Annotated in this window: 11 protein-coding genes and 1 tRNA gene; 2 read left to right on the top strand and 10 right to left on the bottom strand. The window is 71.7% G+C overall.

What is annotated here, in order from left to right:
- Window positions 1-32: 32 nt before the first annotated feature.
- From ACFWFI_RS33740 to ACFWFI_RS33720, 5 genes are all read right to left on the bottom strand, one after another.
- Window positions 33-1,064 carry a GNAT family N-acetyltransferase gene (locus ACFWFI_RS33740; RefSeq protein WP_387397828.1) on the bottom strand — a complete coding sequence of 344 codons (1,032 nt, stop codon included), beginning with the start codon at window positions 1,062-1,064 and terminating at the stop codon, window positions 33-35.
- Window positions 1,061-2,767 (bottom strand): ABC transporter substrate-binding protein, encoded by a 1,707-nt coding sequence (locus ACFWFI_RS33735; protein ID WP_387397826.1) that lies wholly within the window; start codon window positions 2,765-2,767, stop codon window positions 1,061-1,063. Before ACFWFI_RS33735 ends, ACFWFI_RS33740 begins: the two co-directional genes overlap by 4 nt.
- Window positions 2,764-3,942 carry a GNAT family N-acetyltransferase gene (locus ACFWFI_RS33730; RefSeq protein WP_387397823.1) on the bottom strand — a complete coding sequence of 393 codons (1,179 nt, stop codon included), beginning with the start codon at window positions 3,940-3,942 and terminating at the stop codon, window positions 2,764-2,766. The genes ACFWFI_RS33735 and ACFWFI_RS33730 overlap by 4 nt, the downstream gene beginning before the upstream one ends.
- Entirely contained in the window at window positions 3,939-5,228 is a 1,290-nt protein-coding gene (locus tag ACFWFI_RS33725; RefSeq protein ID WP_387397821.1) for an ATP-grasp domain-containing protein, read from the bottom strand. The genes ACFWFI_RS33730 and ACFWFI_RS33725 overlap by 4 nt, the downstream gene beginning before the upstream one ends.
- A 459-nt stretch (window positions 5,229-5,687) precedes the next feature.
- Window positions 5,688-5,761, bottom strand: a tRNA-Pro gene (locus tag ACFWFI_RS33720).
- Between the two features lie 130 nt (window positions 5,762-5,891).
- Here ACFWFI_RS33720 and ACFWFI_RS33715 point away from each other — a divergent pair.
- A complete protein-coding gene (locus tag ACFWFI_RS33715; RefSeq protein ID WP_387397818.1) occupies window positions 5,892-6,593 on the top strand; it encodes a transketolase in 702 nt (233 codons plus the stop codon).
- A gap of 34 nt (window positions 6,594-6,627) precedes the next feature.
- Window positions 6,628-7,527 carry a transketolase family protein gene (locus ACFWFI_RS33710; RefSeq protein ID WP_387397816.1) on the top strand — a complete coding sequence of 300 codons (900 nt, stop codon included), beginning with the start codon at window positions 6,628-6,630 and terminating at the stop codon, window positions 7,525-7,527.
- A gap of 111 nt (window positions 7,528-7,638) precedes the next feature.
- Here ACFWFI_RS33710 and ACFWFI_RS33705 read toward each other — a convergent pair whose 3' ends face one another.
- Genes ACFWFI_RS33705 through ACFWFI_RS33685 form a run of 5 tightly spaced genes read right to left on the bottom strand, consistent with a single transcriptional unit; the run spans window position 7,639 to window position 11,613 of the window.
- Window positions 7,639-8,220 (bottom strand): GAF domain-containing protein, encoded by a 582-nt coding sequence (locus ACFWFI_RS33705; protein ID WP_387397813.1) that lies wholly within the window; start codon window positions 8,218-8,220, stop codon window positions 7,639-7,641.
- Window positions 8,217-8,828: a GTP-binding protein gene (locus tag ACFWFI_RS33700; protein WP_387397811.1), complete on the bottom strand. Its 612-nt coding sequence runs from the start codon at window positions 8,826-8,828 to the stop codon at window positions 8,217-8,219. Before ACFWFI_RS33700 ends, ACFWFI_RS33705 begins: the two co-directional genes overlap by 4 nt.
- Window positions 8,806-9,177, bottom strand: a complete 372-nt coding sequence (locus tag ACFWFI_RS33695) for a DUF742 domain-containing protein (protein ID WP_387397830.1) — start codon at window positions 9,175-9,177, stop codon at window positions 8,806-8,808. The genes ACFWFI_RS33700 and ACFWFI_RS33695 overlap by 23 nt, the downstream gene beginning before the upstream one ends.
- Window positions 9,178-9,179: 2 nt before the next feature.
- Window positions 9,180-9,614 carry a roadblock/LC7 domain-containing protein gene (locus ACFWFI_RS33690; RefSeq protein ID WP_014152748.1) on the bottom strand — a complete coding sequence of 145 codons (435 nt, stop codon included), beginning with the start codon at window positions 9,612-9,614 and terminating at the stop codon, window positions 9,180-9,182.
- A 7-nt stretch (window positions 9,615-9,621) separates the two neighbouring features.
- Window positions 9,622-11,613 (bottom strand): sensor histidine kinase, encoded by a 1,992-nt coding sequence (locus ACFWFI_RS33685; protein WP_387397808.1) that lies wholly within the window; start codon window positions 11,611-11,613, stop codon window positions 9,622-9,624.
- Window positions 11,614-11,940 lie beyond the last annotated feature (327 nt).

Here is an 11,940-nt window from a genome sequence, read left to right as displayed (position 1 = left end):
CCCGAGGGGGGTGGGGGGCAGCCGCCGGACGGTCAGCCGGCCGGGGCCACAGGCGCCTCCCAGGAGACCCATCGTTCCTGAGGGACGAAGCCCATCGCCTCGTTGAGGGCGATCATCGGGCGGTTGTCGTCGGCGTTGGCCGTCTCGATCAGCCGTACCCCGGGCTCGTACTCGCGTACATGGGCGAGGTTGGCGAGCTTGAGCAGCAGACCCAGGCGGTGGCCCCGGTGGGCGGGGGCCACCACGGTCATGCCCTGGAGGGCGTGCTCCGGGTTGCCGGTGGTCTTGGAGACGCTGGTGAAGCCGGCCAGTTCGCCGGTCGCCTCGTGGACGGCACCCACGTGGTAGGCGCGCCGCCCGCGGCCCACCCGCATGCGCTCGTAACGCCGCACATGACTGGCGCGGATCGCCTCGGGCCCCTGGCCCCAGGTCTCCGGCAGGCTCGCGCCCAGCGACGTGCCGAGTTCGGACACGGCGATCGCGAAGGCGTCGGGGGTGATGGTCCCCCACCGCTGGAGCCGGTAGCCGGCCGGGACCTCGGGGATGCCGTCTGCCGACGGGTCGTGCCGGTCCAGGTCGAGCCACTGGTGAACGCCCTCCGGGCCTGCCGAGGGGGTGGCGCCCAGCGCCAGGGCGAACGCGGCCGGGCCCTCGTCCCGGGGCTGCCCGCCGGGCAGCGACTGGGTCAGAGTGGCGATCAGGAGGCTGCGGCCGTGCTGCTCGGCCAGGGCGCGCGCCCGCCGGAAGAGGGCGGTCCCGATCCCCTGGCGGCGTTCCTTCGGCGCGATCAGCAACTGGTCGACGACGGCGACCGGCGCCCCGTCGGGGAACACGAGGCGGAGCGCGCCGACGGCCTGCCCACCGAGCAGGACGACCTCACCGGCGAGTTCGGTGTCCGGCGGCGCGAAGCGCACCGAGCCGGTCAGGTCGGCCGCGCATGGCGGGGCGGCGGAGAGCGGAACGTCCTCGGCGCTGTCCGTGGTCAGCCGGAGCCAGGCGTTGAGCGTGGCCGTGTCGCCGGTGTCCAGCGGGACGAAGCGGAGATCGGCTGCTGGGTTGTTCATACGTTGTCGTTCTCCCGGTCGGTGCGGGTATCGGCGACGCCCATGGACTGGATGTCGTACAGGCCGAAGGCGGGGTGGACATAGACGTTGGTGGCGCGAGGGCCCCGGTAGTGCAGGGTCTTGTCGTGGACCAGCGGGAGGATGACCGCGTGGTCCATGACCCGGCGCTCCACCTCGCGCCACAGATCCGCGCGGGTGCCGTGGTCGGCGGTGTGCAGTCCGGTGTCGATCAGTTCGTTGATCTTCGGGTCGTCGAGCTCGGCGATGTTCCAGTTGCCGCCGCCGGGGCGGATCAGCCGGCCGTCCACCAGAGGGGCCAGGAAGCCGTACTCGGTGGGGAAGTCGGCGCCCCAGTCCGTGACGATCAGGCCGAGCCCGTGCTTGCGGATCGTCTCCGGGGAGCCCGCGCCCTGGCTGAAGTACGTCGCGACGTCGAGCTCCTTGACGGTCAGCCGGATGCCGACCCGGGCCAGGGACTCCACGACGGCGTCGGCGACCAGCCTGAACTTGCCGCGTTGCGTGCCGATGACCGCGTCGAAGCCGTCGGGCAGCCCGGCGGCGCGGAGTTCGGCGCGTGCGGCGTCGAGGTCCCCACGCAGATCGGGGCCGGTCGGATAACGGTCCAGCGGTTGGTGGGCGGGAAGTCTCGGCGGGAAGAGCGCGGTGGTCAGATCGCCCCCGGTGACCGGGCCGCCGCGGGCCTCCTGGAGCAGGATCTTGTCGGCCGCGTAGTGCACGGCCCGCCGTACGTGCACGTTGTCGAAGGGCGGGATGTGCGGCTGGAGCGAGACGAAGTGCAGGAAGCTCGTCTTCGGGTTGTCGGTGCGCGAGCGCAGCACCGGGTCGTCGGCCAGGCGAGCCTGGGCGGCGTGCTGGAGGCCGCGGCCCTCCAGGTTGATGTCGAATTCCCCCGCCGTGAGCCGCTCATCCATGTCGTCCAGGTCGAGCCCGATGGTGATGTCCACCAGGTCCGGGAGCGCGGGCCGTACAGGGTCGGTGGCCCGGTCCCAGTGGGGGTTGCGCTCCAGCAGGAGCCTGCTTCCCGGCCGGTGCGCGGCGACCCGGTAGGGCCCGGTGCAGCGCGGGCCCTCGCCGTAGCGGGCCCCGGTGTCGGAGTGGCGGGGCACGGGGGCGACGCAGGGCTGGGCCATCAGATGGTCGAAGTCGGAGAAGGGGGTGCGCAGCCGGAAGACGACCGTGCGGGGGTCGGGAGTGAGGACGGCGGGCAGGCCGTCACCGCCGCCGTCCCGGTACGGCCCGGCGTACGGGCGGTCCGGGTCGTCCAGCAGCGGCACCAGGTAGGTCGGGCCGCCGGGGAGCACGTCCTGGGCGAATATCCGCTGGACGGCGTACCGCACGTCGGCCGAGGTCACTGGCGTGCCGTCGTCGAAGCGGACACCCTCGCGGAGCCGGTAGGTCCAGGTCCGGTTGCCGTCGCTCGGCACCCCCGGCGCTTCGGCGAGGTCCGGTACGGGGACCAGGCCCGCCGGTCCCGGGTCGGTGGGGTAGGCCATCAGGGTGCGGTTGAGCAGGCGTTGCAGCAACCACACCCAGACGTAGTAGGTCCGCGCGGGGTCCAGGGAGTCGACGTCGGCTGAGGAGACCAGTCGCAGGGTGCCCCCGCGCCGGTCGGAGGAGTTGACCATCGCTCCGAGGGCGGCGTTCCAGCCTCCGCCTTCCTGGAGATCGTCGGCGGCGCTCATCGTGTAGTCGTCTCCCGGTCGTCGGCGGGTGCGCCCGCGGTGTCATCGGTGCCGGCCACCGGCAGCAGATAGGAGCGCTGTTCACTGGCCCGGCAGCCCCGCGCCAGCTTGGCCCCGACGCTGCCGATCCCGGCGTGCAGGACGGTGGCGCCCTCCTTGGCCGCGGCGTCCAGCACCTGGTAGTACAGGACGTCGTAGTAGAGCGGCAGCCTGCCCTGGGCCTCGTAGTCGAACCCGGCGCGGTGGCCGTACCACTGCTCCTCACCGCGGGCCCGGGACCGCAGCACCATGCCGAAGCCGATGACGGTGCCGCGCTGCCGGGCCACGGACACCAGGACGTCGTCGCCCATGATCTCGGCGATCCGGCCGATCATGCGGGCGGAGCCCTCGTCGCTGGCCGGATTGCCGTACTTGCGCAGGAGGTTGGCGTCGAGCTGCCCCAGGCGGGGGGCGAGCGCCTGGGTGAGCGGCTCGACGTTCACCTCGACGCCCGCCTCGGTGAGCGCCCGGCGTTCAAGGCGCACCCGGCGGCGGCGGTGGGCGCTCATCTCCTCGACGAACTGCTCGAATCCGCCCTGCGGGATGTCCAGCCAGGCGTAGTGGTCGGAGGGGTGGTTGCTGTAACCGCGGCGCTCCAGCAGGGCGACCAGAGACGTGTCGCGTACGTCGACGTGCGGGAAGCAGACGGTGGCCGCCTTCCGGTCCGCCGCCATCGTCTCGGCCCTCTCCAGCAGGGCGTCGAGGTCCTCCTCCGTGGCGTCGGCGGAAGCGAGCGTCCGGGTGCGGCCCAGGTGCCGTCCTCCGCACACCAAGGAGGGCAGCAGGCTGTCCGGGTCGCCCCCGGCGACGTCGCGAAGCACGCCGGCGGCCTCCGGAACGTCCTGCTCCAGGGCGCGCTTCAGCATGGCGTCCGGGCGTGCGAGCAGCCAGGCCACGGAGGTGTCGGCCCAGGCCGTCACCAGCCCTGCGACCGGAGCGCCGCCCCGCTCGCGTACCAGGAAGTCCATCGCCGTACCGGAGTTGTGTTCCTGCACGGTGAGCCACCGCGGGGTCTGGAAGAAGTCCTCCGCCCCCAGCAGCGAGCTCCAGCCCGCCGCCTCCAGTCCGGACGCGTTCGCTACCGCCCGTACGCCGTCCGGGCCCGCCGGTGCGGCAGGTTCGGTATACGGGCTCACCGAATCTCGTCCTCGACGACGAAGTCCAGCAGGGCCGCGGCCTTGTCCGCGAGCTCCTGGGCGGCGACCCGGTCGGGGCCGTTGCAGTAGGTGAAGCCGACGCAGGAGGAGTTGTCCATGCGCTGCAGCAGTTGGTCGCCCTTCTCGACGTGCAGCAGCACCTGGACGTTCTCCACGGCCGCCGCGGCCTCCAGCCCGTCGATGCGTGCGAGGGTCCCGCGCCGGGTGGGGTAGATCATGCGGACGGCGGCGCCGCCTCGGTGGACGACGGGCTCGATCGGCGGGGTGACGCCGATGGTGAGCAGCCAGGCGTCCAGGATCGGGCTGCGGCCGGTGACGTCGGTCACCAGCATGGTCATGCAGCTGGACGGGGTGCGCGGGTTGGCCTCGATGATCCGCCATCCGGACTCGGTGCGCCGGACCTCGGTGTGACAGGGGCCGTGCCGGTATCCGATCATCTCCAGCGTCGTGCGGACCACCTTGTACAGCTCGTCGCGCTCGTCGTCGGGGAGCGGTACGGGGAAGGTGTGCCCGCACTCGATATAGGCGGGGTCGCCGAAGAGGTCCTTGGAGGTGACACCGAAGACATGGGTGTGCCCGTCCACGGTCATCGTCTCGACGCTGACCTCCTCGCCCTCGACATACTGCTCCAGGAGGACGTCACCGGTGCGGGGCTGGCCGCGCAGGCTGTGCCGGACCGTGGAGAGCTCCTCCCACGCCTCGACGAGCCCGGCCATGTCGTCGACTCTGCGCACCCCGTAACTGATCGCCTCGGCCGGGGGCTTGGCGATCATCGGGAAGCCGAGCCGACGGGCCGCTTCGTCGAGCTGGCCCCGGTGACCGACCAGCACATGAGGGATGTTGAACGGCTGGTCGCCGAGCGCGATCCTCAGGTGGTCCTTGATGTTGGCGGTACGCACGGCGGCCGGGTCGGGGCCGGGCAGGCCGAGGCGGCGAGCGGCGTCCGCCGCCAACTCGGTGTGGTAGTCGGAGAACGAGGTGAGGCCGTCCACCAGGGGCGTGCCGTCCTCGCCGGTGACCACGGCCAGCACTGCGTCGAGGTCGGTCGTGTCGACGTCGATCACCCGGTCCACTATGGCCAGCGGGTGGGTCTCCCAGGCGTGTCCATGGGTGTACCAGGACCGGTCACCCGTCAGCAGCCACACTTCGAGGCCGTGTTCCTGAGCTTGCTCCAGGCCCAGGACGAACGGGTGGTTCTGCATGTGCTCGACGATCGCGATCCGCTTTCCGGCGAACTGCGCGTAGTCGGCCAGAGGTGTTGTCATCGGACGCCTCCCGTGTGGGTGATGTGCAATCGACCGGTTCCGGGTTCTCGTGTTCAGTTGAACCGCCTCCGGCCCGGCGGTGCCATGGATGGGACGGCAGGACGCATAGGCGGCGGGCGAGGCGCATAGGAGGGGCCCGGGTCGCTCGGAAGCGCCCGGCAGGACCGTCCGGAGGTTCGACAACCGCGCACGGAAGCAGGGACGCCTCCGCGATGCCGCGCCCGGTGGGTCGCGAGACGGGGCGGGCGGGAAGGGACCACCCACCCACCGGCACGGGCCGCCACGCCGCCCTGCCACCGGGAACGGGACGGAGTGCTGTGCCAACGCTCAGCCGAGCTTCTCGCCCCTGCCGGCCGACAGCCGGCGATCACGACGGCGTGGGACTCACGGGCCCCCAAAAAGATCAAGGGCCGGTTTCGGATTTCTCCCAAACCGGCCCTGATCTGCGACTCTCTCGAGTCGGGACGACAGGATTTGAACCTGCGACCCCTTGACCCCCAGTCAAGTGCGCTACCAAGCTGCGCCACGTCCCGCTGTCCGTCTGACCTGGGGTTTCGCCCTGGCCGAACGCGCAAGAGAACAATACCGCACTTGCACCGGTGCTCACGAACCCGTTTCCGCGGGCTTGACCTCAACCTAACTTGATGTCGAACGCTGAGGCCCATGACGAACACGATGCCCCCGCCGGTCCACGGCTACGACGAGCTGGACCGGCTGATGAGTCTCATGACCGGTGACGAGAAGCACGGCCCCGCCGCGACCTCCACCCTGGACGCCCTCTGGGTGCTGTACGACCGGGTGCTGCGGGTCTCGCCCCACATGGTCGACTCCCCCGGCCGCGACCGGTTCCTGCTCTCGAAGGGGCACGGCCCCATGGCGTACTACGCAGTGCTGGCCGCACGCGGCTTCTTCGGGGAGGAGCTGCTCACCGGCTTCGGGTCGTACGACTCGCCGCTCGGGCACCACCCCGACCGGCTGCTGGTGCCGGGCGCCGAGATCGGCAGCGGGTCGCTCGGGCACGGGCTCCCGCTCGCCGTGGGCAGCGTGCTGGGGCTGCGGGCACAGGGTCTTACGGACCCCCGCGTGTGGGTGCTGACCGGCGACGCCGAGCTGGACGAAGGCAGCAACCACGAGGCGATCGCCTACGCGGGGCCGGCAGGGCTCGAGCAGCTGCATTGCGTGGTGATCGACAACGCCTCGGCGACGCACGCCAGGCCGGGCGGCATCGTGGCCCGCTTCGAGGCCGCCGGATGGTCGGCCCTGACCGTGGACGGCCGGGATCACGAGTCCCTGCACGCCGCCTTCACCGCGCCGCACCCCGGCCGGCCGCACGCCGTGGTCGCCCGCGTGGCACCCGGCCGCTGATCATCCGCACCCGAACAGGACGAAGGACACCCCCATGGACACCATGCGAGACCGCTTCATCGCCACCACCACCCGCCTGCTCGACGAGGATCCCCGCATCGCACTGGTCCTCGCCGAGATCAGCCGCGACGGTTTCGGCCGGGCCGAGCGGGCCCATCCGCACCGGGTGATCAATGTCGGGATCAGGGAGCAGCTGCTCATCGGCGCGGGCGCCGGAATGGCCCTCACCGGGGTGCGGCCGATCATGCACACCTTCGCGAGCTTCCTCGTGGAGCGCCCCTTCGAGCAGGTGAAGCTGGACCTCGGGCATCAGGGGGTGGGTGGGGTGCTCGTCAGCGCCGGGGCCTCGTACGACTGGCCGGCCGGGGGCTTCACCCACATGTCGCCGGGCGATGTCGCCCTCCTGGACACGCTCGACGACTGGACGGTGCACGTCCCGGGCCACCCCGACGAGGCCGAAGCGCTGCTGCGGCGGGCCGTCGCGGGGGACGGCCGTGTGTACGTACGCCTCTCCCTCCAGTCGAACAGCACGGGCCGCCCGGTCACGGGCCCGGGCTTCAGCACCGTGCGGACGGGAACCGGCGGGGTGGTGATCGCCGTGGGGCCGATGCTCGACAACGTCCTCGACGCGACGGAGGGCCTGGACGCGACCGTGCTGTACGCGACGACCGTGCGCCCCTTCGACGCGGCCGGTCTGCGCCGTGCGGCCGGCACGCACAGCGCGGCGGACGTCGTGATCGTCGAGCCGTACCTGGCCGGAACATCGACGACGGTGACCAACGACGCCTTGGCCGACCTGCCCCACCGGGTACTCGGGCTGGGCGTGGGCCGGGGCGAACTGCGCAGGTACGGGCAGATGCCGGACCACCTCGTGGCGCACGGACTCGACGCGCAATCGCTGCGGCAGCGGATCAGCGGTTTCCTGCACGTCTGACACCCCTGAACCGTCCCCGAGGGCTGCGGGCTCAACCCCGGGAGCGCGCGGGGCTCCGCAGGGGCGGCCCCACTGACCCGGCATGGCTGTGAACGGTGACGGCACCCCGGGTCAGGGGTTCGCTGCCTCCCGGTGCTCGATCTGTACGACGATTTCCCGGGCCAGCAGCTTGATGGTGTCGAGTCCGGCCCGGCCCCAGGCGCGCGGCACGGTGTCCACGGCGCAGACCGTGCCGAGCGCGACGCCCGTACGGTCGATGAGCGGGGCCCCGAGGTAGGAGCGGATGCCTATGTCGTCGACCACGGGGTTGCCCGCGAAGCGCGGGTAGTCGCAGACGTCTTCCAGCACCAGGGCCTTGCGCCGCACGAGCACGTGCGGGCAGTACCCGGCGTCCCGGGCCAGATAGCGGCTGCCGCGGGTTCCGGACGCTGCGGCGGCGCCCAGGTCGGCTCCGCCCCGGAGACCGGCCGGGGTGTGCAGCCCTGCGAAGAACTGCCGGTTCTCGTCGATGAAGTTGACTATCGAGAACGGTGTCGCGGTCACCTCGGCCACCCGGTCGGCGAGGGCGTCGAAGCTGTCGAACGAGGCGTCGGGGCGCTCTCCCAGGCCGAGCCTCCGCAGCCGTGCGCTCCGGCGGGATCCGTCCCGGTCGACGGGCGTGAGCAGCGGCCGGCCGGCCCCGTACGGGGTCACGGATGTGCTCCGAATCCCGAGAGCGGCGCGGGCGCCGTGGCGTTGATGAGGTGCTGGACGAGGGTGACCAGCGCCCCGGTTCCCGAGCTGGCGATCCTGGCGTCACAGAGGACGACCGGCACCTCGGGCCCGAGATCCAGGGCCGCCCGCACCTCTTCCGGTTCGTAACGGTAGGCGCCGTCGAACTCGTTGACCGCGACGATGAATCCGATGCCGCGCCGCTCGAAGAAGTCGACGGCCGCGAAGCACTCGGCCAGCCGGCGTGTGTCCGCCAGCACGACCGCACCGAGGGCGCCCTTGGACAGCTCGTCCCACATGAACCAGAAGCGCTCCTGCCCCGGCGTGCCGAAGAGGTAGAGCACATGTTGCTCGGACAGTGTGATGCGGCCGAAGTCCATGGCCACGGTGGTGGCCGACTTGGATTCGATGCCTTCGAGGCTGTCGGTCGCCGCACTGACCTGCGTCAGGAGCTCCTCGGTACTCAGCGGCGCGATCTCGCTGACCGCGCCCACGAACGTCGTTTTGCCGACGCCGAAACCGCCCGCGACCAGGATCTTGAGGGCCACGGGGAAGAATTCGGAGCTCTCAGAGCTGTCGTCGTAGACCATCGAGCACTGCCTCCAGCAGGGATCGGTCGGTTGGCATGTCTTTGAACGCGGGGGCGTGTGCGGTGACCGCCCCGCAGTCGACCAGGTCGGACAGAAGGACCTTGGTGATGACGGCGGGCAGCCGGAGATGGGCGGCGATCTCGGCGACGGACGTGGGTCCTCCGCAGAGCTCGAGGGCCACGGTGTGTTCGGGGCCGAGGTGGACCTGGGGATCGCTCCCCGTCGCCATCACCAGGGAGAGCAGATCGAGCACGGTGGTCGGCCGCGTCCGGCCGTTGCTCACGGTGTACGGGCGGATGAGCCGGCCTGCCGCATCGTCGAGCAACGGCCCGTCCTGCGGGGCCGGCACTCTCACAGCCCCGGGGTGAACGGCGCTCCGGCCGGCTGCCGGAGCGGCGTCATCAGGTAGGGGCGCACGCTCTTGACCAGCATGGCCATCTCGTAACCCAGTACGGCGGCATCCGCCTCGCGGCCCGCGAGGACGGCGAGACAGGTGCCGGAGCCGGCGGTCGAGACGAACAGGAGTGTCGAGTCGAGCTCGACCACGACCTGCCGCACGTCGCCGTTGTCGCCGAAACGGGCCCCGGCACTCCGGCCGAGTGAGTACAGGCCGGCAGCCAGGGCCGCCATGTGATCGGCGCTGTCGGCATCCATGCCGTGAACGGATTTCACCAGGCCGTCCGCCGAGAGGAGGACGGCGCTGCGTGTGTAGGGCACGCGTTGGACCAGGCCGCTCAGCAGCCAGTCGAGGTCCGAGACCTGACCGGACGGCATTTCGCTCGTCATGGTGCATCTACTCCTTGAACATGTTCTCGGTTCGGGGATCCGGTTCGGGCGTCTGCGGTCCCCGGTGTCCCGGGTCCACTCGCTCCGTACCGGTCGTCGCGGTGGTGGTCGGGCTTCGGAACGGCAGCGGGGCGAGACCGTGGGACCGCTGCGCCCCGACGGTCGGAGCCGGGCCGGGGACGGCGGGACCGGCATCATGTGCGTCCGCCGTCTCGGGATCCTCGGCGGTCTGGGCTTCGGCGAGATCGACCCCGCGCCGGAAGGCGGCCATCAGACCGGGGTCATGCAGGACGTTCTCGTCCTCGGCGCGCGGAATCGGGGCTTCCCTGAGCTGCGGAACCAGATGCTCCTGGTTGCTGCGCCTGGGCAGTTGGGGGCGGGCGGGGCCGGACACGGCGGCCGGGGGCGCATCGGCAGGCGCACCGGTGTCCACGGCGGGCCGGGCGGATACGACAGACCCGACCGGCGGGGTGGGCTCGGCGAAGGGGGGGGACCCGAGCGAGGGGGCGGGCTCGGCGGTCCCGACGGGCCGGGCACCCGGTGGGGACGCGGCGAGGTTCGGGCGGTCGACCCGCTCGGCGCGCAGCGGCAGCGGTGGCCCCTCCCCTTGGCGCAGGTCCTTCCGGGGCGTCCTGTCCAGCCGCTGCGGGGGCTCTGCCGCTGTTTGCGGCGGGGCCACGGGCGGCGCGTCGTGGGCCGGCGGCCGGTGCACGGCCCCGGGCGACGGGACCGGCGCCGCGCCGGGTGCCGTCGTCGTGGCATCGATGTCGATGCCCAGGAGGACCTCGGGCAGCACGAGTACCGCCTGCGTGCCGCCGTAGATGTTGCTCTGGAGCCGTACGGCGATGCCGTGTCTGCGTGCGAGGGAGGCGACCACGAACAATCCGATCCGCCCGTCCTGCAGAAGATGTGCGACGTTGACCTGATCGGGGTCGGCGAGCAGGGTGTTCATCCGCTTCTGCTCGGGGCCGGGCATGCCGAGCCCCCGGTCCTCCACCTCCAGGGCGAGGCCGGCGGTGACGCGCTGGGCCCGCAGCAGGACCTGGGTGTGCGGGGCGGAGAACACCGTGGCGTTCTCGACGAGTTCGGCGAGGAGGTGGATCACGTCGGCGACCGCGTGTCCCCGCAGGGTGCCGTCGATCGGCGGGACCAGCTTGACCCGTGGGTACTGCTCGACCTCGGCGATCGCCGAGCGCAGCACTTCCGTCATGGTCACGGGGTTGCTCCACTGCCGCCGCGAGACGGCGCCGCCGAGGACGGCGAGGTTCTCGGCGTGCCTGCGGATGCGGGTGGCGAGATGGTCGACGTGGAAGAGGCCCTTGAGCAGGTCGGGATCCTCCACCTCGTTCTCCAGCTCGTCGAGGATCTGGATCTCGCGGTGCACGAGGGACTGCAGTCGCCGGGCGAGGTTGACGAAGACCTCGACCTTCTGTTCGTTCCCGTTGCTGCGGAACAGTTGCGAGGCCTGGACGACGGCAGCCACCGCGCCGTCCTGCGAGCGGCCCATCTCCTGGGCGAGGAGATCGAAGGGGTCCGCGTCCGGGGCGGCAGGGGGCGTGGCCCGGCGGGCCGGCAGGGGTTCGCCGTCGCGGAGCCGTTCCACGACGCGCTGGAGCTCGGCATGATGCTGAGCACCGGTGCGCCGGAGCGCCAGACAGCGGTCGGTCACCCCGCCGGCGACACGGTTGGCGCCGAGGAAGGCCGCCGCCACGGCCGCCACGGCCAGCGCCCCGGATCCGCCGAGCGCTGCCAGGAGGCTGCCGGACGGGCGCACCCCGGAGGCCCGGATGGTGAAGATGACGGCCGCGGCTCCACTGAGCAGGGCGGCCACGGTCGGCAGGAGGGCGGTGCGCAGCAGCTGTGGTCGCAGGCGGCCGTCGGGCGCGGGTTGCGCGGCACGCGGCCGGCTCGGGGCCGAATGGGAACGGCCACCCGGACGGCCGTGCCGTCCGCCTTCGCGGCGTTCCGGTCGCGCGGTGGGTGCGCGAAGTTGAGACATCATCGTCCTCGGTACGTGGGGCACCAGGAATCGGCATTCGTGTGGTGACACCTACGGTGGTCGGTCAGGCCCGGGTCAACGGCTGGGGCGGGCCCGACCGATATGAGCCCACCGTTGATCACCGGCCACTCACGGTAGTCGTCAATCGCCCATGCTCGGTGTGCAGTTGTCGAAGTTGCCCGCCAGGCGTCCCGCTCTGGTATGACGCCTCGCACGGGCAGCCGAATCCGCCCACCATCAACTCCGGACAATTGGCCGGACGTCGGCACCGCGTGCGAATCGCGCGGGGCCGGCCAAGGAGGATCCGGGCGTACGAAGGAGCGGGGA

Origin of the sequence: Streptomyces sp. NPDC060209 (assembly GCF_042728155.1) — a bacterium.
Lineage (GTDB): Bacteria > Actinomycetota > Actinomycetes > Streptomycetales > Streptomycetaceae > Streptomyces.
This window is presented reverse-complemented; position numbering and strand designations above follow the sequence as displayed.

Coding starts and splice junctions, on each gene's coding strand:
- ACFWFI_RS33740 (WP_387397828.1), bottom strand. CDS start 1,064: ATGAACAACCCAGCAGCCGATCTCCGCTTCGTCCCGCTGGACACCGGC.
- ACFWFI_RS33735 (WP_387397826.1), bottom strand. CDS start 2,767: ATGAGCGCCGCCGACGATCTCCAGGAAGGCGGAGGCTGGAACGCCGCC.
- ACFWFI_RS33725 (WP_387397821.1), bottom strand. CDS start 5,228: ATGACAACACCTCTGGCCGACTACGCGCAGTTCGCCGGAAAGCGGATC.
- ACFWFI_RS33715 (WP_387397818.1), top strand. CDS start 5,892: ATGACGAACACGATGCCCCCGCCGGTCCACGGCTACGACGAGCTGGAC.
- ACFWFI_RS33710 (WP_387397816.1), top strand. CDS start 6,628: ATGGACACCATGCGAGACCGCTTCATCGCCACCACCACCCGCCTGCTC.
- ACFWFI_RS33700 (WP_387397811.1), bottom strand. CDS start 8,828: ATGGTCTACGACGACAGCTCTGAGAGCTCCGAATTCTTCCCCGTGGCC.
- ACFWFI_RS33690 (WP_014152748.1), bottom strand. CDS start 9,614: ATGACGAGCGAAATGCCGTCCGGTCAGGTCTCGGACCTCGACTGGCTG.
- ACFWFI_RS33685 (WP_387397808.1), bottom strand. CDS start 11,613: ATGTCTCAACTTCGCGCACCCACCGCGCGACCGGAACGCCGCGAAGGC.